15 protein-coding genes and 3 pseudogenes are annotated in these 21,869 nt (G+C 37.0%); 7 read left to right on the forward strand and 11 right to left on the reverse strand.

Going from position 1 to position 21,869, the window contains the following annotated elements:
• Positions 1 to 310: 310 nt before the first annotated feature.
• A complete protein-coding gene (locus I567_RS06745) occupies positions 311 to 3,346 on the forward strand; it encodes a YhgE/Pip domain-containing protein (RefSeq protein WP_016251500.1) in 3,036 nt (1,011 codons plus the stop codon).
• 353 nt (positions 3,347 to 3,699) lie between these two features.
• Here the strand turns inward: I567_RS06745 and yaaA are convergent, their stop codons facing one another.
• From yaaA to I567_RS06780, 7 genes and pseudogenes are all read right to left on the reverse strand, one after another.
• Positions 3,700 to 4,428 (reverse strand): peroxide stress protein YaaA, encoded by a 729-nt coding sequence (yaaA, locus tag I567_RS06750; RefSeq protein ID WP_016251501.1) that lies wholly within the window; start codon positions 4,426 to 4,428, stop codon positions 3,700 to 3,702.
• The gene (locus tag I567_RS06755) at positions 4,425 to 5,477 is read right to left on the reverse strand and encodes an alpha/beta fold hydrolase (protein WP_016251502.1); all 1,053 of its coding nucleotides are present in this window, start codon (positions 5,475 to 5,477) and stop codon (positions 4,425 to 4,427) included. Before I567_RS06755 ends, yaaA begins: the two co-directional genes overlap by 4 nt.
• Positions 5,478 to 5,555: 78 nt before the next feature.
• A pseudogene (gene deoC, locus I567_RS06760) lies at positions 5,556 to 6,037 on the reverse strand (deoxyribose-phosphate aldolase); the annotation flags it as partial.
• 109 nt (positions 6,038 to 6,146) lie between these two features.
• Complete coding sequence (gene budA / locus I567_RS06765; protein ID WP_016251503.1) at positions 6,147 to 6,848, reverse strand: acetolactate decarboxylase; 702 nt, start codon at positions 6,846 to 6,848, stop codon at positions 6,147 to 6,149.
• 13 nt (positions 6,849 to 6,861) lie between these two features.
• Positions 6,862 to 8,550: an acetolactate synthase AlsS gene (gene alsS, locus I567_RS06770; protein WP_016251504.1), complete on the reverse strand. Its 1,689-nt coding sequence runs from the start codon at positions 8,548 to 8,550 to the stop codon at positions 6,862 to 6,864.
• 798 nt (positions 8,551 to 9,348) lie between these two features.
• The gene (locus I567_RS06775) at positions 9,349 to 10,665 is read right to left on the reverse strand and encodes a sensor histidine kinase (protein ID WP_016251505.1); all 1,317 of its coding nucleotides are present in this window, start codon (positions 10,663 to 10,665) and stop codon (positions 9,349 to 9,351) included.
• Between the two features lie 4 nt (positions 10,666 to 10,669).
• Positions 10,670 to 11,350 (reverse strand): response regulator transcription factor, encoded by a 681-nt coding sequence (locus I567_RS06780; RefSeq protein WP_016251506.1) that lies wholly within the window; start codon positions 11,348 to 11,350, stop codon positions 10,670 to 10,672.
• Between the two features lie 184 nt (positions 11,351 to 11,534).
• Between I567_RS06780 and I567_RS06785 the strand changes: the two genes are divergently transcribed.
• The 4 genes and pseudogenes from I567_RS06785 to I567_RS06800 all read left to right on the forward strand — a co-directional run bounded on the left by I567_RS06785 (position 11,535) and on the right by I567_RS06800 (position 15,881).
• A complete protein-coding gene (locus I567_RS06785) occupies positions 11,535 to 13,031 on the forward strand; it encodes an ABC transporter permease (protein ID WP_016251507.1) in 1,497 nt (498 codons plus the stop codon).
• A 14-nt stretch (positions 13,032 to 13,045) separates the two neighbouring features.
• Positions 13,046 to 13,713, forward strand: a pseudogene (locus I567_RS06790) (ABC transporter ATP-binding protein).
• A gap of 122 nt (positions 13,714 to 13,835) precedes the next feature.
• A complete protein-coding gene (locus I567_RS06795) occupies positions 13,836 to 14,690 on the forward strand; it encodes an alpha/beta hydrolase (protein ID WP_016251510.1) in 855 nt (284 codons plus the stop codon).
• 69 nt (positions 14,691 to 14,759) lie between these two features.
• The gene (locus I567_RS06800) at positions 14,760 to 15,881 is read left to right on the forward strand and encodes a 5-methyltetrahydropteroyltriglutamate--homocysteine S-methyltransferase (protein ID WP_016251511.1); all 1,122 of its coding nucleotides are present in this window, start codon (positions 14,760 to 14,762) and stop codon (positions 15,879 to 15,881) included.
• 52 nt (positions 15,882 to 15,933) lie between these two features.
• Here I567_RS06800 and I567_RS06805 read toward each other — a convergent pair whose 3' ends face one another.
• Positions 15,934 to 16,953 carry an alpha/beta fold hydrolase gene (locus I567_RS06805; protein ID WP_231940222.1) on the reverse strand — a complete coding sequence of 340 codons (1,020 nt, stop codon included), beginning with the start codon at positions 16,951 to 16,953 and terminating at the stop codon, positions 15,934 to 15,936.
• Positions 16,954 to 17,128: 175 nt separating this feature from the next.
• Between I567_RS06805 and I567_RS06810 the strand changes: the two genes are divergently transcribed.
• Entirely contained in the window at positions 17,129 to 18,157 is a 1,029-nt protein-coding gene (locus I567_RS06810) for a 3-deoxy-7-phosphoheptulonate synthase (RefSeq protein WP_016251513.1), read from the forward strand.
• 228 nt (positions 18,158 to 18,385) lie between these two features.
• Here I567_RS06810 and I567_RS06815 read toward each other — a convergent pair whose 3' ends face one another.
• Both I567_RS06815 and I567_RS06820 read right to left on the reverse strand, forming a co-directional pair.
• A complete protein-coding gene (locus tag I567_RS06815; protein WP_016251514.1) occupies positions 18,386 to 19,315 on the reverse strand; it encodes a LysR family transcriptional regulator in 930 nt (309 codons plus the stop codon).
• Positions 19,297 to 19,887, reverse strand: coding sequence for an NUDIX hydrolase (locus I567_RS06820; protein ID WP_016251515.1), 591 nt, complete (start codon positions 19,885 to 19,887; stop codon positions 19,297 to 19,299). The genes I567_RS06815 and I567_RS06820 overlap by 19 nt, the downstream gene beginning before the upstream one ends.
• A 460-nt stretch (positions 19,888 to 20,347) precedes the next feature.
• Here I567_RS06820 and I567_RS06825 point away from each other — a divergent pair.
• Positions 20,348 to 20,824 (forward strand): annotated as a pseudogene (locus tag I567_RS06825) (methylenetetrahydrofolate reductase); the annotation flags it as partial.
• Positions 20,825 to 20,842: 18 nt separating this feature from the next.
• Here I567_RS06825 and I567_RS06830 read toward each other — a convergent pair.
• Positions 20,843 to 21,739: a metallophosphoesterase gene (locus tag I567_RS06830; protein ID WP_016251517.1), complete on the reverse strand. Its 897-nt coding sequence runs from the start codon at positions 21,737 to 21,739 to the stop codon at positions 20,843 to 20,845.
• Between the last annotated feature and the right edge of the window lie 130 nt (positions 21,740 to 21,869).

Here is a 21,869-nt window from a genome sequence, read left to right on the forward strand (position 1 = left end):
CAAGCCTTAAGCAGTCTGTGCTTTTTTGTGCTAAAAAACAGCACTTTAGTTATTTTAAAGTTTATCTGAAAACCATTTTGTAAAGTATTTTGTTTGCGATTTATGTGCAATCCATACACTTTTTTGATTTTGTCGTAAAGACGCTTGCAAAGGGTTCAAAGATGAGTAAAATAACTTTCGTGGGATTCTTTTACCCAATTTTATGAAAACTTTCGGAAAAAGATTTCTAAAGGGTGAAGTTTCTCGATGATTGAAGTAATTCTCAATTTTTTGATTCTTTGACAATTAAATATGAAAGTGGTGGAAAGCAGTGATTAAAAAAGAATTCCAGAAAATCTGGGCAAACAAATTACTATTCGTTACTGTTATCGTAGCGATGTGTTTACCTATTCTTTATGCAAGTATTTTCCTAAAATCAATTTGGGATCCATACGGCAGAGTTAATCATTTACCAGTTGCGGTGGTGAATTTAGACCAACCAACAACTTTAGAAGGAAATAAAGTTGATGTCGGTGACAAATTGGTAAAAGAGTTGAAATCAAATGACGATTTAGATTGGCATTTCGTTTCAGCTAAAAAGGCACAAGAAGGACTGAAAGATCGTAAATATTATATGATCGTGAAAATTCCGAAAAACTTCTCTGAAAATGCGGCCTCTGTATTAGATACTGACCCTGAGAAAATGGACTTAACCTATGAAACAAATGGTGGGTTGAACTTTTTAGGGGAAGTTATCAGTGAAAATGCCATGACCCAATTAAAAGCAAAAGTCAGCGAGTCAGTAACCAAATCATATGCTGATGTGATTATCAAAATGGTGAAAACAGTTGGCGATGGCATGGATCAAGCTGCGGATGGTGCAACTAAATTAGCAGATGGTTCAAAACAAGTCGCCGATGGTATTGCAACGGTTCAAGGTAAAGTTCCTGAATTATCTAGTGGTGTGAAACAATTAGATGATGGTGGCAAACAATTAGCAGACGGTGTCAAACAATACACAGACGGTGCTGGTCAAGCCGCCAAAGGAAGCGACCAATTAGCAGCGGGCTTACAACAGTTAAATGGTAAAGTGCCTACTTTAGTGGGTGGCGTGAACCAATTAGCTGATGGTGGTAAAGCATTAAATACTGGCGTTAACCAATATACAGCTGGGGTTAAACAAGCCTATCTTGGTAGCAACCAATTAGTCGATGGTTTGAAAGTATTAAGCTATAAAGTTCCTGGCTTAGTCGATGGCGTCAACAAGTTAGTTGGTGGCGGTAATCAATTTGTCGATGGCTTGAATGCTTATACAGCAGGCGTTGCTCAAGCTGGTGATGGAAGTAGTCAATTAGCAGCTGGATTACAAACGATGCAAGGTCAATTACCTGATTTAGCTAATGGCATTAATCAATTAGCAGAAGGTTCTAAGCAATTAGCTGATCAATTACAAGCTGGTACAAGCCAATTTGGTGAAGAACAAGCAACACAATTAAGAAGCTATGTAAACGGTGTTCAAGAATACATCAATACCATTAATGCTGTATTACCAACTTTAAATAATTTACCTTTAGATCAATTAGGCCAACTAAAAGGACAATTTGCAACCGTTCAAGCTGACTTACAAAGTGCTGGAGCAAGTCTTGCAGCGGCTGGTCAAACCTTACAAACGAGTCCAGCGCAAGTTGCTTCTAATGTAGTCAGTCAATTGCCAACAGATGAAAATGGCAATGTGACTGTTCCTGCTCAACAATTAGCACAACTTATCGGACAACAAGTCGGTGCCAATAATCAACAAATTGGTGCACAAGTTACGGTAGCTGGTAATAGTTTACAAAATGTTGGTGCAACATTAACACAAGTTGGTCAGTTAGTGAATAATTTACCAAGTGTTGATACATCAAAAATTGGCGAATTAAGTACAGCAACTTCTCAATTAGCTGCAAATACAGATCAAGCAACTGCAGGATTGAATGAATTAATTAACGGCACTTTAACAGTGAAAAAAGAAGCTGTTCCTGGAGCAGCAAAAATTGCTGGTGGTTTAGCACAAGTTCAATCTCAATTACCTACATTAAATGGTGGGGTTAGTCAATTAGTTGATGGTAGTAAAGCTCTAGATTCAGGTCTTGCTACATTAAACAGCAAGTCTGGTGAATTAACTGGTGGTGCAAACAAAATCGTTGACGGCATGAAAGCAATGCAAAGTCAATTACCAACTTTAACTGATGGTGTGAAACAATTAGTTGCTGGTGGTAGTCAATTAAATGGCGGTTTAAATCTATTGAATGCTAAATCAGTTGATCTTAACTCAGGTGCGGGTCAACTTGCTGCTGGATTAGGTTTAATGCAAAGTCAACTACCTGCTTTAGCTAGTGGTGCAAATCAATTAGCTGATGGTAGCAAGCAATTAAACGCTGGTATGAAGGAATTAACAGCTAACTCTGCGAAATTAAACAGTGGAGCAAGCCAATTAAGTGATGGATTAAATACCTTAAATGGCCAAATCCCAGCATTAGCAGATGGTGTGAATAAACTTGCTGATGGTTCTACACAAGTCAAAGATGGCAATAAAGAATTAGCAGATAAATTAGGTGAAGCTTCTGATAAATTAACAGATGTGAAATTAACAAACAATACTGCGAAAATGATTGCTGATCCTACTAAGACAAAACAAGAAAAATACAGTGATGTGCCAAACTATGGACATGCATTAGCGCCATACTTCATGAGCGTATCATTATTTGTCGGCTGTCTAGTCTTTAACTTTGTCTATCCAATCCGTAAAATTGCAGACCGTAAAAATAGCAATGCCACTCAATGGTTTATGAGTAAACTAACTATCGGCCTTATCACCTCTTCAATGATGGCTTTAATCATTGGTACAGTGATGAGAATGATTGGTTTAGAAGTTGCGCAACCAATGAACTTCTACATGACACTTTTAGTAACTGCTTGGTTATTCATGTTTATGATTATGTTCTTAGCGATGAGCTTTGATAATCCTGGACGTTTCATTGCCGTGTTGCTCCTAGTTATGCAATTAGGTTCATCAGGTGGGGTATTCCCAATGCCATTGATTAGCAAATTCTACAATGTATTAAATCCATTCATGCCAATGACTTACTCAATTTACAGCTTACGTCAAGCTATTTCAACCGGTCTTGGTGATGAATTATACCGTAACTCAATGTTGATTTTAGTCATTTTAGCTATTGTCTTTATCATCCTTCTAGGTATTTCAATGCAAATCCTATATCGTAAAGGATTGGCTGGTTATTCACAATTACATGAAAACCAAAAACTTTTAGATGATGATTACACAGGCAAATTTGCAAAAGAAGAAGATCCATACACATTATGGTAAAATAGTAAAAACGTTGGTGTTTAAGAACAAAAACTTAAACACCAACGTTTTTTATTTTAGGTCGTGAAGCAGCTCGCTTAGACATGAAGAAATTCGTGTGCTTACCTACCGCTGAGAAAATCGGATGAAAGGAGATTTTCTCAAGCGGGAGGGCGAATTTCACAATGTCTAGCTGCTGAACGCCGTAGATAAAGGATGTGAGGCGAGTCGATCAGCTACGAGCGGATAAGGTTTGTCCAGAACGTCGGGAAAGTCCGATAAGTAAAGACTTTTCCGGACGGGCTGACTTATACGCCAAAGTAGCTACCCGCCGAACACCGTGGATTAAGGTTGCAAATCAGCGCAGTTACTTTCTACACTTTTTTAACAAAGACTAGGCGTTTGTCAGTTGATTCATCTTTTTGTAAGCTGAAACCGTCAAAAGTTAACTTGCGAATGTCATCAATGCTTTGAATTTTATGAGAGATGAGTTCTTTGACCATTTTCCCACGGGCTTTTTTAGAAATGGTAGAGTGGATTTTGCGTTTGCCTTCTTTTTCCTCCATAAAGACACATTGATAAAAATTTTGCTGCAAGTCTTTGCTAAATACTTCTTCAAATTCACTAGAGAGCAGCGAAAGAATGATTTCCTCATTTTTAACAGCTTGATCAAAAGAAGATTGCCAGAATTTTCGCAGGGATTGTCCTTGAATTTTGCCTTTGGTTTGAAAGTCTAGGCGATAAGGAGCAATCGGTGTATCAGCCGGAATGACACCATATAAAGCAGAGGTTATAGCCAGAAAATCATGGATATACTGACTTTCTTCTTGAGTATAACTTTCTTTATTAAACTGGCGGTACATCAAGCCATCTAGCAATAAGTAAGCTGGATAAGTTTGCGCGTTTTGCTTTTGGAGTGCTTGCCATTGCACTTGGACTTTAGCAGCCATGTCTTCATTGATTTTGTATGCTTTTTGTATTTCCGCTAATGATAGTTCAGAAAAAGTAGCGACAATCTCCTTCGTTTTTGGACTAAGCGCTTGAAAGGATTGGTCTTTAATGGCTAGATTCAATTCTTTTGCAGATGGAATTAGGATTTTCACGATTTCACCTCAGTTTTTAACTTGTTTTCGATGAAGGCTACGATGTCTTGATAGACTTGTAGGCGATTTTTTTCTTGTATAACTTCATGCTTCATTTCTGGATAGACGAGATTGGTGATATTGTGATAGCCGATTTTTTTCAAGGTATCTAAGCTTTCAGCAAGTCCTTTTTCGCCACCGGTAATTAAAGTATCATCCACACCAGTCGCACTCAAAATCTTCAAATCAGGATTTTTACATTGGAATTTAGCGATTTCTTTGAGCCGTGTATTAATCGTAAACATGGTTAGCATCCCACTGTTGGTCAATCGTACTTGGCATAGTGGGTCTTTGGCGATGCGGTCGAGATTATCCAAATTATAGCTGATCCAATCCAGCGTATCGTTTTTCCCAGGATTTAAGGCGTTTAAGAGTGCGCTATGGCCTGATTTTCCAAAATAAAAGACCACAATGCGCGCTAAAAAGACCCCCACAGGAGCAAGTGGATAAGGCGTGACCGTACCTGTTAAAATTAAGTGCTCGATTTCGTCATCATAATTTTGTAGATAGATTCTCGCAATCATGGAGCCTAAAGAATGACCGAATAAGTTTAATGGGAGGTTAGGATAGCGTTCTTTAATAAAACGAGTAACCAACACTTGGTCAAAAATCAGTTCATCAACTGTTTGCATCATGACGTGTGGATATTTTTGATTGGTAGAATGGCCATGACCACGTGTATCACTAATCACAACGACATAACCTTGGGCATTTAAATAGCGACAAAAATCATCATAGCGGCCTTTGTGCTCTAGTACACCGTGGATAAGCTGAACGATACCTTTAGGATTTTCGCGTGGATAGACTTTTGCGTGCAATAATAGCCCGTCTAAAGCCAAAAGTTGCACATCTATAGAGCCATCTTCATTTTCGACTTCTTGGCGTACATTGACTGATTTTGTTTTGGCTAAACGTTCTTGATTGAGTCGATAAAAGATTTGCTCTTGATAGGTTGCCACAATTTGCGGTAAAAGAAGTAGAAATACGATTAAACCAATGATCCAATACATAACAATCACCTCGAATAATTTGTTAACTTCATTGTAACACAAAAAGAAAAGCTAGCCGAGATAGACTAGCCTTTCTTTTTATTTTATTTTCAGTTCGTCCATAATCGCAATGCCTGAACTAGTCCTGATTCGCTTGGCCCCTGCTTGAATCATGGCTAAGAAACTTTTAGCATCTCGAATACCACCGGCTGCTTTGACTTGGACTTTATCGCCAACGTGTGCCACCATTAATGCGACATCTTCTAATGTTGCACCGCCAGTCCCAAAGCCAGTAGAAGTCTTAATGAAATCAGGCTGTACTTCTTTGGCAATATGACATAGCGCGATTTTTCTTCATCAGTGAGGTAGCAATTTTCAAAAATAACCTTACAGATAACCTCAGCCTCTTTACAACACGTGACGATTTGTTGCATTTCATCTTTAAGATAAGCATAGTCGTGTTCCTTGGCTTTGGTGAGATTGATGACATAATTGATTTCATCCGCCCCGTTTTTTATCGCATCCTTCGTTTCAAAAACTTTACTGGCAATACTGGTTTGACCGAGTGGAAAAGCAATACTATTTAGTCAATCCTTCCATGCGATTTGGTTTACTTATCCGCATCAATGATTAATAAACAAGGCTCTTACTGAAAAAATTGTCATCAGTAAGGGCCTTATTGTTTGTTTATTATTCAGATACTTCGATTTCTTTGATTAACTCATGAACATCAAATTCTGTTTCTAGAAAGTTTTGAGTAGAGGGAAAGCCTTGCGTAAACTCTGTTAAAGCTTGCATGGTGATAATCCCTTCTGCTAGTTCATAGTCCATGATATGACCGCCAAATTGACCATCATCTGATAAGAAGTGTAGGTGATAGCCACTTACGGAAACACCGTGGAATAATTCTGGTGTATAGAATCCAACAATTGTTCCGCTAATATTATCCGCTTCGAATTCAGGCTGTACCACGGCAGAGAATGGGCGATAAGGTTTTTGTTGTTTAGGAACGACACGGACATGCATGTGTTTGAAGGTTCCTTTAATTTGGATGGCATGGAATAAATTCACGCTTTTTAGATGATCGTAAATTAATTTACCGATTGTTTTGCTATTTTCATTTTGAATCAATGGAAATTCATATTTAGGTTCAAAATAAGCCACTGCTGCATAAGGGACAGTTTCATTACCTGATAATTTCACGACATCACCAGTTTGACGGGCATGAAAAGCTTGACCATTAATCACCATTAATTCACCATCAGAACCATCTAAAGTCCCGATACCGAAATCACCATGTTTTAATAAGTCGTTGATTGTTTTGCCACCATCCATCGCACCGGCAAGTAAAGAACTTAAAGTACCAAATTGATATAATGTGTTTTCTGACATGATTTTCACCTTCTTAATAGAATTGGTCAGGTAACATCTTTTCACCTAACATCTTGTTGTCAGAGTAGTCGACAGGAACATCGATAATGACTGGGCCATCTGTTTTTAGCCCTTCTTGTAAAGCTTGTGCAAAACTTTGAGCATCGTGTACGCGAATTCCTTTAGCACCGAATGCTTCAGCGTATTTCACGAAATCAACTGGGCCAAAGTCAACACCTGAAGAACGATTGTATTTCATTTCTTCTTGGAATTCAACCATGTTATAGCGGCCGTCATTCCAAATAATATGAATAATATTTAAGTTTTTGCGGACAGCAGTTTCTAAGTCTTGTGCAGAGAATAGGAAACCACCATCACCTGATACAGAGACGATTTGTGTATTAGGACGTACTAATGCTGCTGAGATTGCCCAAGGAAGAGCCACCCCTAAAGTTTGCATCCCGTTACTGAATAATAATTTACGTGGTTCATAACTTCTGAAGTGACGAGCCATCCAAATATAGTGACTACCTACATCAACCGTTACAGTCATTGAATCATCGACAAAATCTTGTAAAGTATCGATTACTTCAAGTGGATGTAGTAATTCTGGATGTGTTTCAGAAGGGACCATATCACGTTCTTTTAATTTTTGTTGTAAACCATCTAGATATTCTAGTGAGTCAGCTGGTAATTCATAATCGGCAATTGCTTCACTTAATAAGTATAAAGTGTCCGCGATGCTACCAATTAATTCGCGTTCAGGTTGCATATATGGATCGATTTCAGCAGGAATTTTATCAATAACGATAATTTTCGCATCTTTTTCAGCATTCCAGTTACGTGCTTCATATTCGATTGGATCATAACCTACCGCAATTACTAAGTCACTGCGTTTTAGAAGCATGTCCCCAGGTTGGTTACGGAATAGCCCCACACGACCGAAGAATGAATCTTCTAATTTACGAGAAATCACACCAGCAGCTTGGAAAGTTTCGACAACTGGTAATTTCGCATGGGCAACTAATTTACGAATTGCCATCGTTTCAGCTTCACTTGAACCACGCATCCCGACTAAAAGTACTGGTAATTTCGCTTCTTTAATGCGTTTCACTAGGTAAGCAATATCTTCTTTAGAGGCAGAACCTAGACGTGGCTTACTTAATGGACGAATGCTATCTCCAGACACTTTGCTATCGACAACGTCTTGAGGAATACTAATGAAACTTGCGCCTTTTTGTCCTGAGCGAGCCATACGATAAGCATTGGCGATGATTTCTGAAATAGTTTCAGGATCTTGAATTTCAGCGCTATATTTGGTAATTGGTTTAAATAAGGCAGCGTTATCCATACTTTGGTGTGTTAATTTTAATAAATCGCTACGTTTTACTTGTCCAGCGATGGCAAGGACTGGGTCGCCTTCTGCAGTGGCGGTAACTAAACCAGTGGCTAAGTTACTTGCACCTGGACCACTGGTTGCAATAACGACCCCAGGTTTACCAGTTAAACGTCCGATTGCTTGTGCCATAAAAGCCGCATTTTGTTCGTGACGTGTAACGATTAATTCTGGTCCTTTATCTTCTAAAGTATCAAACACGCGGTCAATTTTTGCTCCAGGAATCCCAAAAACATAGTCTACTTCATGATTAATCAAGCTATCCACGATAATATCGGCACCGTGTTTTTCTTTTTTGCTCAACTGTAACACTTCTTTCTGTATCATTTTCTTAAAAAACTTAATAAATCAACATTTTATATGATGTAACAGATTGTATATCTGTTTAATTATCGTTTTGCATTATAACACTAGTAATTATCTGTTGTAAATAGATATGCTTGAAAATTTGCAGAAAATATAAAGCGGTAATATTTATGTCTTGATAATGGATAGGAAAATATTATTTTTATAAAAATTAGATTAGTTATAATTAGTAAACGGTTTTAATACCTTAAATATAGCTAAAATAAATAATATCATGAAATGTAGTTGAGAATACTATAGTTTGTTGTGAAAAGGCTTTGTTTTTTACAGCTTGACAAGTGATTTTGAGAATGTTATCTTAGAAGTATAGGAAAGCGTGAAAGTATTTTTTAGTTTCTTTAATAATTTAGGAAACACCGTAAATCTTTCCTTGTATAATCCGCTTTCTTGAAAGAAAAGGTAATAATTTTTTTGCACCTGCCCAAATTAGTAGCATTTTTTGAATGATAGGTGTAAAATGCACACGTATTGGGTGAATGTCTCAATACTTAAATATGCTGTTTCAATTTTATATATACTATCCTTTCCCATAACACAAAAGCGAGGCTGTCAAAAACAGCCTCGTTTTTGTATAAAGGATGTGAAGCAGCTTGGAAAGCCTCGAAGAAATTCGTGTGTTTACCTACCGCTGAGAAAAATTGGATGAAAGGAGATTTTCTCAAGCGGTAGGGCGAATTTCACAATGTCTAGCTGCTGAACACAGATTATAAAGGATGTGAAGCAGCTTAGAAAGCCTCGAAAAAATTCGTGTTTACCTCATCATTTTTGCTTCAATGGCAAAGTAACGCGAAAATTCACGCCCCGTGGGAGAACATCCAACACTTCAATTTTTCCTTGATGTTCATGAATGATTTGCCAAGCGATAGTTAAGCCCAAACCATAGCCGCCAGTTGCTTGATTACGAGAAGCATCTTCGCGGTAGAAACGTTCAAAAAGATGCGCTTTATGTTCCTCATTAATTGAAGGCCCTGTATTTTTTACTTCTAATTGCCAAAATGCACCATTACTTTTTGAAAGCACCGTGATAGCATCGCCAGTATCTGTATACTTCAAAGCATTATCTAACAAGATGACAACTAATTGATGCAGTCGCTTGTGATCAGCCACAATCATATCAGAAGTGAGATTTTCAAAAATAAAAGTTTTCTCTTCAATTTCTGCCATTTCGATAAAAGGTTCGACAATTGGGGCAAGAAAGGTATCAATATGCAAAGTGGATTTTTCTAATATCAGTTGATTAGAGTCACTTCTTGCAATGGTCAATAAGTCAGCAGTCAAACGATTTAGTCTTCTAGTCTCATTTAGAGCTTGGGCAACGGTCTCTGATTCTTCCATAATAGTATGGTTTGGTTGTGTGAAGAGCTTTTGTAAACTATTTTGAATAATTGTCAGTGGGGTGCGCAATTCATGAGAGGCATTTTCGACAAATTCCTGTTGCTTGTGCCAAGACTTCAAAATAGGTTGCATATTGGCTTTGGCGAGATAAAAACTGACGATAATCGATAGCAACCAAAAAATAAGCATGCAAATGACTAAAATCATCTGAAAAGTACCCATGGAATCACTGACTTGGTTGGTATTGGCTAAAATTTGTACATAAGCCACTGCAGAGTTTTCGCTTTCATACTTATAGGTAATGGAGTGAAAGGATAGTTGACCATTATTCAGACTGAGTTCTTTCACTTTACCGAGCTTTTTTTTGTCGAGTGTTAATGCATTCAATTCATTCAAACGACCACCGAGTAAATCTTTATTCAAGATTTCGCCTGATTTAGACCACAGAATCATTTGGGTGTTAAATCGGTTGAAGCCTTTGAAATCCTTATCTAGTGGTTGCTTTTTTGGATTTTCTGTCTGGCTATTGAATAAATCCTCTTGTTCAAAACGGGCAATTTCAAGCTGTACCAAAGTTGGTTGATTCATGATTTGTCTAAGCATTTTGTCGGTTTGTTGATAAGCAAGGCTATGCATTAATTGTAAAATAATCAAACCTAAGAGTAGAAAAATCCCTCCAAAAGCAAGAATATTAAAGAAGAAAAGTCTCCGTTGTTGCTTGCTTGTAATCTCTTCTTTCATTCTCTCAATCCTTTCTTGAGGCTAGTAAATAACCAACATTGCGCAAGGTCTGGATATTTTCTGCCATATCAGTCTGTTTTAGATGTTTGCGCAAATGACTCATATACACTTCGACTACGGTAATTGTTGTTTCCGAATCAAAGCCCCAAATGCGGTCAAAAATTTGCTCTTTGGTTAAAATCATTCCTTGGTTTTGAATCAAATAGACGAGCAGTTCAAATTCTTTGCCTTGAATAGGTAGGACAGTCTCGTGTGCACGAACTTCTTTTTTGCTTAAATCACAAATGACATTTCCATATTGTAGCGTATTTTCCTCGTGCATGCCTAACGAACGTCTTAATAGGGCTTTGACTCTTAATCGTAGTTCTTCACGATAAAAGGGTTTGGTTAAATAATCATCAGCTCCTTTTTGAAAACCAGTAATTTTATCTTCTAGGCTATCTTTGGCAGTTAAGATTAAGACAGGTGTTTGAATATTTTCTTGGCGTAATTGAGCGAGCACTTGATAACCACTCATCTTCGGTAGCATCAAATCAAGCAAAATCAAATCATATATCTTACTTTGCACTTCATACAAGCCTTCTTCACCATCAAAACACAGCGTCACTTCCCCTAAATCAGCAATAATTTCTTTAATATTTTCAGCTAGAATTTTTTCATCTTCTATTACTAATAGTTTAATCATCACATCCACCTACTTTCCTCATTATTGTAACGAAAGAATATCCGACTTTCCATAATCGAACCTTAAAATTTTTAAGCTAGCTTTAAGTTATTGATGTTATCTTGAAAAAAAGAAATGAAGCAAGATAAACTTTATCAAACGAGCCTATCAATATCTCTGGGCAAAAAAAGGCAAAAGTGTTTTAATGATTGCGATTCTATCCGTCATAATGATTCTTGTTTTAGCAGGTTTGAGTATCTATCAAGCAGCGAATCAAGCAATCACTAATGCCCAAAAAAGTACCGGAGCCACTGTGACACTAACTCAAAATCGTGAGGCGATGTTTCAAGCAAAGGAAAAGGAAGAAGATAACGACCAAACCTCAAGTAGTTCTGAGCAAAGTAGGCGAAAAACTTTTAGTCGGACGCCAATCAATTTAAGTGATGCGAAAAAAATCGCGGCATTATCAGGGGTGAAATCATATCTATACACAGCGACCACCTCAGTAGATGCAGCAAGCGATATTGAAGCAATTGAAAGTAGTGCTGAAACAAGCAGTACCAGTGAAACAACAAGTGGTTCTAACGAGGCTACGAGTGAAAGCAAAGACAACGAGGTAACTTCTGGTGCGAGTCAAAGTAAACAAGGAAATGGCCAAATGCCGCCAGGAGAAGCCATGTCGCAAGGAGATTTTCGCGTCCAAGGTGTTTCAGATAGCAGCTTATTAACGACTTTTACCCAAGGAGAAGCCAAAATAATCAAAGGAAGTGCGATTACTAGTGCCGATGAAGGAAGTAACGCTGTATTAATTGAAAAAACTTTGGCTGAGGAAAATGATTTATCTGTCGGGGATACCTTCAAAGTGACAACCAGTGAGGACAAGGAAGTCGAATTAAAGGTGAAAGGTATTTATGAAACCACTGATGCCGGTGATGAGTTAGGGATGCAGTTTAACTTTTTAAATCCGGCGAATACCTTAATTACTTCTTATACGATGGTAGCAACCTTAAAAGGCGAAGATAGTGAAACGATTGATGAGGCGACATTTACCTTAGAAGATCCTGCTAAAATGGATAGTTTCATTAAACAAGCCGAAAAATTAATTGATACCGATACTTTTAGCCTTCAAAGCAATGATCAAATGTATCAACAAATGCTTCAACCACTGAATAATGTCAAAGGATTTGCCAAAAATATTATTATCCTTGTCGGTGTTGCAGGTGTAGTGATACTAACTTTGATTGTGATGTTAAGTTTGAAAGATCGTCGCTATGAGATGGGTGTATTGCTATCATTGGGTGAATCACGCATCAAGTTAATCGGCCAATTCTTCATCGAAATCATCATTTGTTTAGTATTTGCTTTAGGTATTGCAGGTGTAACAGGCAATCTTGTAGGAAATGCACTAGGTAACCAACTGATTAGCCAACAAACCACAAGCACCCAAAACCAACAGACTAATAATCAACCAGGTGGGGCACCAGGTAAAGTGCAAAATGGCCAAACACCGCCTAGTCGACCAGGTGGCAATCGTCAAAATCCATTTGCTGCATCACAAGAAGTGAAAAATCTGAAAATTAACGTGCAACCAAAACAATTCATGCTTTTAACGGCTATAGCAATAGGGATTGTTTTAATCGCAATTTGTTTTGCATCCATTGGTATTTTTAGACTAAATCCCAAATCAATTCTAATATCGTAAAATGAGGTGAAAATATGGTTTTACAAGTTGAAAATTTAGGTTACTGGTATACAAATGAACATCCATTGTTTCAACAAGTCAATTTGACCTTTGAGCCACGCAAGATGTATGCCATTTTAGGAACAAGTGGTAGCGGCAAAACCACCTTTTTATCCCTTTTAGCTGGTTTGGATCACCCCAAAGAAGGGCAAATCACTTATCAAGGGGAGTCGTTAAAACAAATTGGTCTTCAAAACTATCGCAAAAATCGTGTTTCTATCGTCTTTCAAGCCTATAATCTGTTACCTTATCTGAGTGCGGTGGAAATGTATTAACAGCGATGGCAATCAATCAGACCCAAAAAGACAATCCTAAAGAATATGCTTATCAACAGTTAGAAAAAGTTGGCCTTACTCGTGAGTTGGCTGATAAACGAGTGAGTCATCTATCGGGTGGACAACAGCAAAGAGTCGCCATTGTTCGAGCGGTTTGTTGCGGACATGATTTGATTGTGGCCGATGAACCAACAGGAAATTTAGATAAACAAACCTCTCAAGAAATCATCGCTCTTTTTCAGCAGCTTGCCCATGAACAGGAAAAATGCATCATCCTTGTCACGCACGAAAAAGAAGTGGCGAATGCAAGTGATGAAGTCTATGTGTTGAAAAATCAGCAGTTAACAAAGCAAGCAGATTCCCTATAGTTAAAGATTACAGTTAGGTGACATTTTGACATCTAACTGTAATTCAATTTTTGAGCAAAGGTTAAGAATTTTTAAAGATAGTTGCGTTATAATCGAACTAGAAAAAATAGAAGGTAGGTAGCATGACAAATTATAAAAAATATTTATGGTTATATCCAATGTTGGTTTTATTGGTTGGACTGATTGGTGGGACTAAAACTGTAGAAGTCAATCCTGATTCCACCACCTATCATGTATTGGCAGCGCAGGTCAATCGTCAAATCGCCACCCCTTTGATCATGGTTCCAGGCACATATGGCACGCAAAATCGCTTTGATGAAATGTTGGCAACCTTGAAGAAGACGACGCCGGATTTAAGTGTCGAAAAAATTACCGTACATACAGATAGCACCTTGAAAGTGACTGGTAAAATCAAAAAGAGCAGTCAGCATCCGGTTTTTGTGATTGCCTTTGAAGAAGCGAAAGATGGCATTGCAGCAATTAGCCAACAAGCGCAATGGTTTCAGCAAGCCTTACATAGTATTCTTGATTTTTATGACTTTGAGACCTATAACTTTGTCGGCCATTCCAATGGTGGACTAGTTTTTACTGAATATCTAGAAAATTTGCAAACGACTGACGAACCCCAAGTTGCTAGTATGATTACTTTGGGAACACCTTATAATGATGTAGAAGAAGAGGAAAATCAAAACTGTCAAAGCGCCAAGGTGACAGAATGGTTAGATCATTATCTAGTATCAAGTATTCGCCAAACCAATTTTGAAATGATCAATATTGCTGGCAGTTTAAATAATCAAGCAACGGATGGCACAGTTCCGTTAGCCAGTGTGCAAATGGGGGCGCAAATCTTCCAAAACAAGACCGAATATCAAGAGAAGATTGTGTCAGCCTCGCATAGCAATCTGACCGAAAATGAAGAAGTGCTTGCGTTATTGTCAAAAGTAATAAGTGTTAATAGCCAAAATCTATCAGTTTAAAATTAGGTGGACTGTTTACACACCTAGGATTAATCGGTACAATAAAAACAATAAAAGGAGGAATTTTTTATGCAAGTACCATATACGGTTGATCACGTGGGTAGTTTTTTACGTCCTGCACGTATTAAACAAGCACGTCACGATTTACAACAAGGTCTGATTGCCAAAGATGAATTACGTCAAATAGAAGACGAAGAAATCTTGAAGTTGGTTGAAGAACAAAAAAAAGTCGGCATTTTCGGTATTACAGATGGTGAATTTCGTCGTGGTTGGTGGCATATCGACTTTTTAGAAAATTTATTAGGGATTGAAGGTTATGTCCCTGAAGCTGGTTATAATCAGAATTTTAAAGGCGCTGCAGTACCATCTTATAATATCCGTGTGGTTGATAAGATTGCCTTTAATCCAAATCATCCATTTTTAGCTGATTTTACTTTTTTGAAAGAAGCGGTCGGTAATGGTGGTGTGCACCAAGTTAAAGCGACGATTCCAAGTCCAACAATGGTGTTACGTCAAGAAGTGCTAGCAAATGATGGTAGTTCGAAATTAGCTCAAATTTATCCAAATATTGAGGATTTTTATGCAGATTTAGCTAAGACTTATGGCGATGCGATTCAAGCCTTTTATGCTTTAGGTTGTCGCTATTTGCAGTTTGATGATACCAACTGGGCCTTTTTAGCCGATGCCAGTAAACGTGAATCTTTAGTAGAAAAAGGCATTGACCCTGAAAAAGTCGCACAAATTTGTACAAATATTATCAATCAAGCATTAGCCAATAAGCCGTCTGATATGGTGGTGACTACACATATTTGTCGTGGCAATCATGCGTCTTCTTGGATTTTTTCAGGTGGCTATGAAGTGATTGCAAAAGAATTATTTGCGACGAACTATGATGGCTTCTTCCTAGAGTATGACAGTGATCGTGCGGGAGATTTCAAACCGTTACGTTACTGGCATAATCCAAAGAGCAAAGTTGTTTTAGGATTAGTAACATCTAAATTCCCAGAGTTAGAAGATAAAGAATTGGTTAAAGAAAGAATTAAAGAAGCGACAGAATATGTACCGCTTGAAAATCTAGCTATCTCTCCGCAATGTGGTTTTGCCTCTACAGAAGAAGGCAATAAATTAACACCTGAGCAACAATGGGCGAAAATGCGTCTATTACAAGAGATTGCAAAAGAAGTTTGGTAAATAAAAAATGAAAGACGAATAGGACCGCGCGTTTGCAAGCCTATTCGTCTTTTTAGTGTCTTTGTTTCTTTTTAGCAATATACATAAAATACTGATAGCCAATCATAATTGTTTCCTTTAGAGCGGTTTTACCAGGTAGATGGCCGCAATTAGGCACGAGGGCAAATTGCAAATTAGGATTATAAGTTTGCTCATAGGTTTCTCTAGCCATTTGTGTCGGTGTTAATAAATCATCTTGCCCTTGAATCATAATGTAAGGAACCTCGATGTTTTGTAAATCACTCGTTAAATCGACTTGCATCATTTCTTTATCCAATGATTGATTTTTGCGCGTGCCATTTAATAATACAGCGATTAAATCTTTCAATCGATAATCAGGACTTGATAGCATAATGGCAATAATTGAAAAAAGTGGGTATTTTTCGGCTTTCTTTGGTTGATAGCCATTGGTGTATCGTTTAATCCAATATTCAATTCTGTGCAAATCATAGACGGAATGTTTCTTTTTTCGCTTGATTTTGGCTAATATTTTTTGCCGGAATTTTGGCATTTTGGCATGTTCTAAGGCGTAGTAGACGAACTCATTAAAGCCTAAATCGCGCACAATTTGTCCTAAAGCCATCACTCCATTGATTAGATGTGGCACACGTTTGGTCACTAAAGTAGATAAAATCGTCCCCCAAGAATAACCAAAAAGATACAAATCATTTTTAGGAAACATCTGCTTTAATTGTTTGATTAAATCTTCTGTCATCTGAACAAAATGATTAATTGTAAAGTCTTCTGAAATTTGCCGGTCATTCACCCCACAGCCTAACTGATCCCAATACACCATCAAAAATTTTTCGGTCAATTCAGGAAACATCCCACGACAACCTGCCGAAAATGGTGCTGGACTACCCGGACCACCATGTAAAAAGATGAGGATAGGATTATTGCGAAAACGTCCTTCGATTAAGATTTTTTGCTTGAAACCATCCAATCGCATCGTCACTAATTCAGAAATTTCATTTTGTTGAATGTTTTTAAAACGCTCCCAAATCATTGTAGTGCCACCTTTTCTTTTGTTCATCTCGATTATATCACGTCACAAGGAAAAAACATTAAAACTTTCTCATTATTTTGGTTGAACAGCTTGTCTATATTTGTTAGAATAAATGCAATTATAAAAGCATATTACTTTGTGAAATTTTCTTTATTTAGTACAATAAGAAAGCAAAGTTCAAAGAATAAAAGGGAGCGATAAAATGAGTTTTGAAGCGGTCAGCAAACAAGTGAATCTTGAACTGATTAAATCCATTGCTTGTTTATCTGAAGAAGAGCAAGCATTTAAAGACAAGCGAGACCAAGAATTAAGAGATGTGATTACGGGCAAAGATCAACGCTTTTTACTAGTCATTGGTCCATGTTCAGCAGATAATGAAGAAGCTGTATTAGAATATGCCAAAAAATTAGCAGCTATCCAAGAAAAAGTCAAAGATAAAATTTTCATCGTTCAACGTGTGTATACTGGTAAACCGCGTACCAATGGCGATGGTTATAAAGGAATGTTACACCAACAAGATCCAAATGGCGAAACGAATCTGATTCGTGGGATGGTAGCTGTGCGTAAATTACATAAGCGTGTCATTGTGGAAGCTGGTTTAACGACTGCCGATGAGATGCTTTATCCAGAAAACTTAGTATTTGTCGATGATTTAGTTAGCTATCATGCGGTTGGCGCGCGCAGTGTAGAAGACCAACAACACCGTTTTGTCGCAAGTGGGATTGATGCCCCAACTGGACTAAAAAATCCAACCAGTGGGAATATGAAAGTATTATTTAACTCTTTGCATGCTGCTCAAAGAAGTCAAGAATTTATCTTTAGCGGTAGCGAAGTGAAAACATCTGGTAATGAACTAGCACACGTGATTTTACGTGGGGCTTTAAGTGAACAAGGCCAATTCGTTCCAAACTATCATTACGAAGACTTATTAAAAGCCGTGAAAGCCTACAAAGCGGATGATTATCAAAATCCATTTATTATTGTGGATACCAACCATGATAATTCTGGTAAGCAATATTTAGAACAAATTCGTATTGTCAAAGAAGTGTTAATCAATCGCGCTTGGAATGAGGATATCAAGCAAATGGTTCGAGGTTTTATGATTGAAAGTTACCTAGAAGATGGTCGTCAAGATATTTCTGAAGGTACTTATGGTAAATCAATTACCGACCCATGTTTAGGTTGGGATAAGACTGAAGAATTGATTCAATACATTTACGAAAATATTTAAACTAAAAAAACACCTACAGTCGAGATTTTCAAGGACTGTAGGTGTTTTTTTAAAGGTTGTAAATCGACTTGGTCAGCTACGAGCGGATAAGATTGTCCGACACGTCGGGAAAGTCCGAGAAGCAAAGACTTTCCCAGACGTGGTGGCTTATACGCCGAAGTAGCTAGTCGATTTACACCGTCTAATAAGGTCGTGAGAAGGGTCGAACAGCTACAAGCAGCGGTTAGGTTATTTTTCGTCAATAATCTCAAAACCGTAATCACGAATATGTTGTTTTAATAACTCTAGGTAATGATTGGCTGTACGTGATAATTGAACTTGGCGATGACGTAGATAACCTAAAGTCATGGAGTCATCCACATCTAGTGGAATCGCAATAATTTTATCATCATTCAGCTCACTACTGATAATTCCCGAACTAATCGTATAGCCATTTAAACCAACCATTAAGTTAAAAATCGTTGCCCGATCACTCACTTTAATACTCTTATGATGCGAAGTCGTACTCAATATTTCTTCAGCAAAATAAAAGGAATTATTTTCTCCTTGTTCATATGACAAATATGGATAATCTTCTAAATCTTCTAAAGTAATGATTTTCTTTTCAGACAATGGATTGTAGCGACTCACAAAGACGTGCGGGGTTGCGACAAAAAGTGGGGTGAAAATTAAGTCATTTTCCTTAAATAATTTAAGCAAGACTTTGCGGTTAAAATCATTTAAATATAAAATGCCTAGCTCACTTTTAAATTTTGCTAAATCATCTAAAATATTCTGCGTTTCCGTTTCACGTAGGGTAAATTGATATTCTTTGCTATCCACTGATTTTAACAATTCAACAAATGCATGAACCACAAATGCATAATGCTGTGCGGAAACAGAAAAAGTTTGCTTACGGCTAGTATTTTTATGATAACGTGTTTCTAAAAGTTGCACTTGATCTAAAATTTGTCGTGCATAAATCATAAATTCACGCCCATCTTCGGTTAAACTAACTCCTAGTTTGCTGCGAATTAATAATTGAATACCAACTTCCTCTTCTAATTCTTTGATGGCATTGGAAAGACTCGGTTGCGTTAAATAAAGTTGTTTAGCTGCTTCATTAATCGAGCCAGTTTCCACGATTTTATCCAAATATGCTAGTTGCTGGATGCGCATGACGATTCACCTTCTAGTAATTTTACTTTATCGATTAATTTTTGATAAATATGTTTCATAAACCAAACTTCGCTAACGGATTGATTGATTTTGTCTACCTCTAGCCAAGCGATTTGACTATTTTCACTCGGCTGAATACGAATGGGTAAATCAGGATTCGCGATACAAAGAAAGGTCAGATTTAAATGTAGATGACTAGAAACATATTCTCCATTTTTGACATGACCATCTACCGTTAATACTTCTAACGAAAATAGTTGATCTTCTATAAGCTGAAATTCACTTAAGCCACTTTCTTCTTGTATTTCTTTTCTGATGACGGCCACAATATCTGCATTGCCATCAAGATGTCCCCCTAACCAAGCAAAAGATTGATAGATACGATGAAAAGCCATCAACACTTTTTTAAAATCAGGGCTAACAATCCAAGCCGATACGGTCAGATGAGCCACAAGATTTTTTCTTGTTAGGATATTGTCTGTTGATAGCTGCTGTAAAATCAAGTTTTTATCTTTTTCCTCTTGCTCGTTATAAGGGGTGTAATTTTGAACAAATTGACAAATATCTTTCATGGTTGTACTTCCTTTACAATGTCTTTATTGTACCAATCTTTGCTGAAAATTCAACTAAAAAGGTTTATTTTATTAAATATTTATTTTGATGGCTTAAATTATTACATATTTGAATGATAGAGACATTTTATGGTTTGAAATGCTGATATATAAATGTTTTGTAAATTGACAATAAGTTGATTCGTTTAAGTATTAAGCAAAAAAATAATTCATAAAATAATTCTATGAGTTATTTTTATCTGTTTTAATAGAATAATTGCTGTGCTACATTTTTTCTGTTAATGACGGTTGTAGTGAATCGCACGTTTTCTTCTTGGTTATTCGTTATTTCCATTATAGTATATTTTAAGGATATAGTTTATAACTATGAATGATAATAATTTATAAAAGTTATCCAATATATTGAGTATATTCTATGATTGCTTACAAGAAATAAATGAGGAGTGTTGGTTATGAGTACAACTTTAAAGTGAGTGGTGCTTGCTACCCAGAAATGCATCCTGATTCCAAAAATCGCGTGGAAGATATTTGGAATTTAAAAAGAAAAGTCGAAAGTGGGTGCCAACAGTTAATTACGCAGTTATTTTTTGACAATGATACGTTTTATCGTTTTCAAGAATCTTGTACGTTATCAGGGATTGATGTGCCAATTTTAGCGGGTATTATGCCGATTATTAATCGTAAACAGGCTATTCGCTTAATTCAGACTTGTCAAACCAAAGTCCCACGTAAATTCATGGCGATTCTCGAAAAATACGAATATCAGCCGGAGTCTCTCAAAGAAGCCGGACTCGCCTATGCATTGGATCAAATTGTTGATTTAGTGACCCAAGATGCGGATGGGATTCACCTTTATACGATGAATCAAGCAGAGACTGCGCGCTATATTTATCAAGCAACAACGGCAATCTTTCAAAATTTATCCCATGCAAGCTAAAAAAATCCTCCCAAGCGATTACTCGTTTGTGGAGGATTTTTGGGTTTTATCTGCTAATAAATTGACATCATCTTTAGCTAGGTGATAGTAAATGATTTCAGGAACTAAACGGAACCGACTCGATAAATAAGAACGTCTCGCACGGTTACAAATAGAGAGAATCGTTTTTTCCGTAACGGCATAGAGTCCGTGTGTAAAATATTCAGCCCCTTTAATCTTCTTTTTAAAGCGACGGAAATATTTGCGAGGCTCATGGGCATGCCCAGCTAAAATCAAGTCATAATTGCGAATATCTGGGACATGTTGAATCATATCAGGCTCATGTAAGAGTAATAGATGCCAACGAGAATAAGTTTTTTCGTAATGGTATTTTGGCTTACCTTTCAAAGGATCATCAATACCCGTAACTGTAATCGAAAAATTCTCCATGGAACCAAAAATTTCTTCATTCTTCAATACTGTAAAGCCTGATTCTTCCAGGGCGTTTTTAACAAAGTATTGTCCATTATTGAGATAGTCATGATTACCTAAAATCGCAATTTTTCCCATAGGTGCTGTGAAGCGTTTCATTTTGCGAATCAATTTAGGACTCATTTTTGGTGACCATTTGCCATAATTTTCAATCAAATCTCCAGTAAAAATAATAATTTCCGGACGATTACGCTGCGTTGAACGGATGAGTCGATTGATTTTCTTTGGACTAAAAAATCGTGAAAAATGTGTATCACTAAAATGAGCAATCGTGACAATGCTTTTTAATTCATACAAATCATAGGCATGGGAAATATCGATAATCTCATTGGAATTTTTGTGGATGAAATAATGCTTTTCACGAATCATATAAGGTAAGATAAAAATGACATAAATATAGATTGCTAATATTAAACAACTTATTGCAATGAACAAGTACATCATTTTCACCCCTTCAAAAAAGTATCTACCTAATAGAATAGTAGAAATAGCATAAAAAAGCAATTGACTATGTAAAAATTTTGTCAGAGTTTTGTTCAATTCAAAGATGTGTTATAATGAAGCCGTTGAAAAT

The sequence above is a fragment of the Enterococcus cecorum DSM 20682 = ATCC 43198 genome (assembly GCF_000407565.1).
GTDB classification, from domain to species: domain Bacteria; phylum Bacillota; class Bacilli; order Lactobacillales; family Enterococcaceae; genus Enterococcus_E; species Enterococcus_E cecorum.

Coding starts and splice junctions, on each gene's coding strand:
- budA (WP_016251503.1), bottom strand. CDS start 6,848: ATGTCAGAAAACACATTATATCAATTTGGTACTTTAAGTTCTTTACTT.
- I567_RS06755 (WP_016251502.1), bottom strand. CDS start 5,477: ATGTATTGGATCATTGGTTTAATCGTATTTCTACTTCTTTTACCGCAA.
- I567_RS06815 (WP_016251514.1), bottom strand. CDS start 19,315: ATGCGCATCCAGCAACTAGCATATTTGGATAAAATCGTGGAAACTGGC.
- I567_RS06785 (WP_016251507.1), top strand. CDS start 11,535: ATGATTGCGATTCTATCCGTCATAATGATTCTTGTTTTAGCAGGTTTG.
- I567_RS06795 (WP_016251510.1), top strand. CDS start 13,836: ATGACAAATTATAAAAAATATTTATGGTTATATCCAATGTTGGTTTTA.
- I567_RS06775 (WP_016251505.1), bottom strand. CDS start 10,665: ATGAAAGAAGAGATTACAAGCAAGCAACAACGGAGACTTTTCTTCTTT.
- alsS (WP_016251504.1), bottom strand. CDS start 8,550: ATGATACAGAAAGAAGTGTTACAGTTGAGCAAAAAAGAAAAACACGGT.
- I567_RS06820 (WP_016251515.1), bottom strand. CDS start 19,887: ATGAAAGATATTTGTCAATTTGTTCAAAATTACACCCCTTATAACGAG.
- I567_RS06830 (WP_016251517.1), bottom strand. CDS start 21,739: ATGATGTACTTGTTCATTGCAATAAGTTGTTTAATATTAGCAATCTAT.
- I567_RS06810 (WP_016251513.1), top strand. CDS start 17,129: ATGAGTTTTGAAGCGGTCAGCAAACAAGTGAATCTTGAACTGATTAAA.
- I567_RS06780 (WP_016251506.1), bottom strand. CDS start 11,350: ATGATTAAACTATTAGTAATAGAAGATGAAAAAATTCTAGCTGAAAAT.
- I567_RS06805 (WP_231940222.1), bottom strand. CDS start 16,953: ATGAACAAAAGAAAAGGTGGCACTACAATGATTTGGGAGCGTTTTAAA.
- I567_RS06800 (WP_016251511.1), top strand. CDS start 14,760: ATGCAAGTACCATATACGGTTGATCACGTGGGTAGTTTTTTACGTCCT.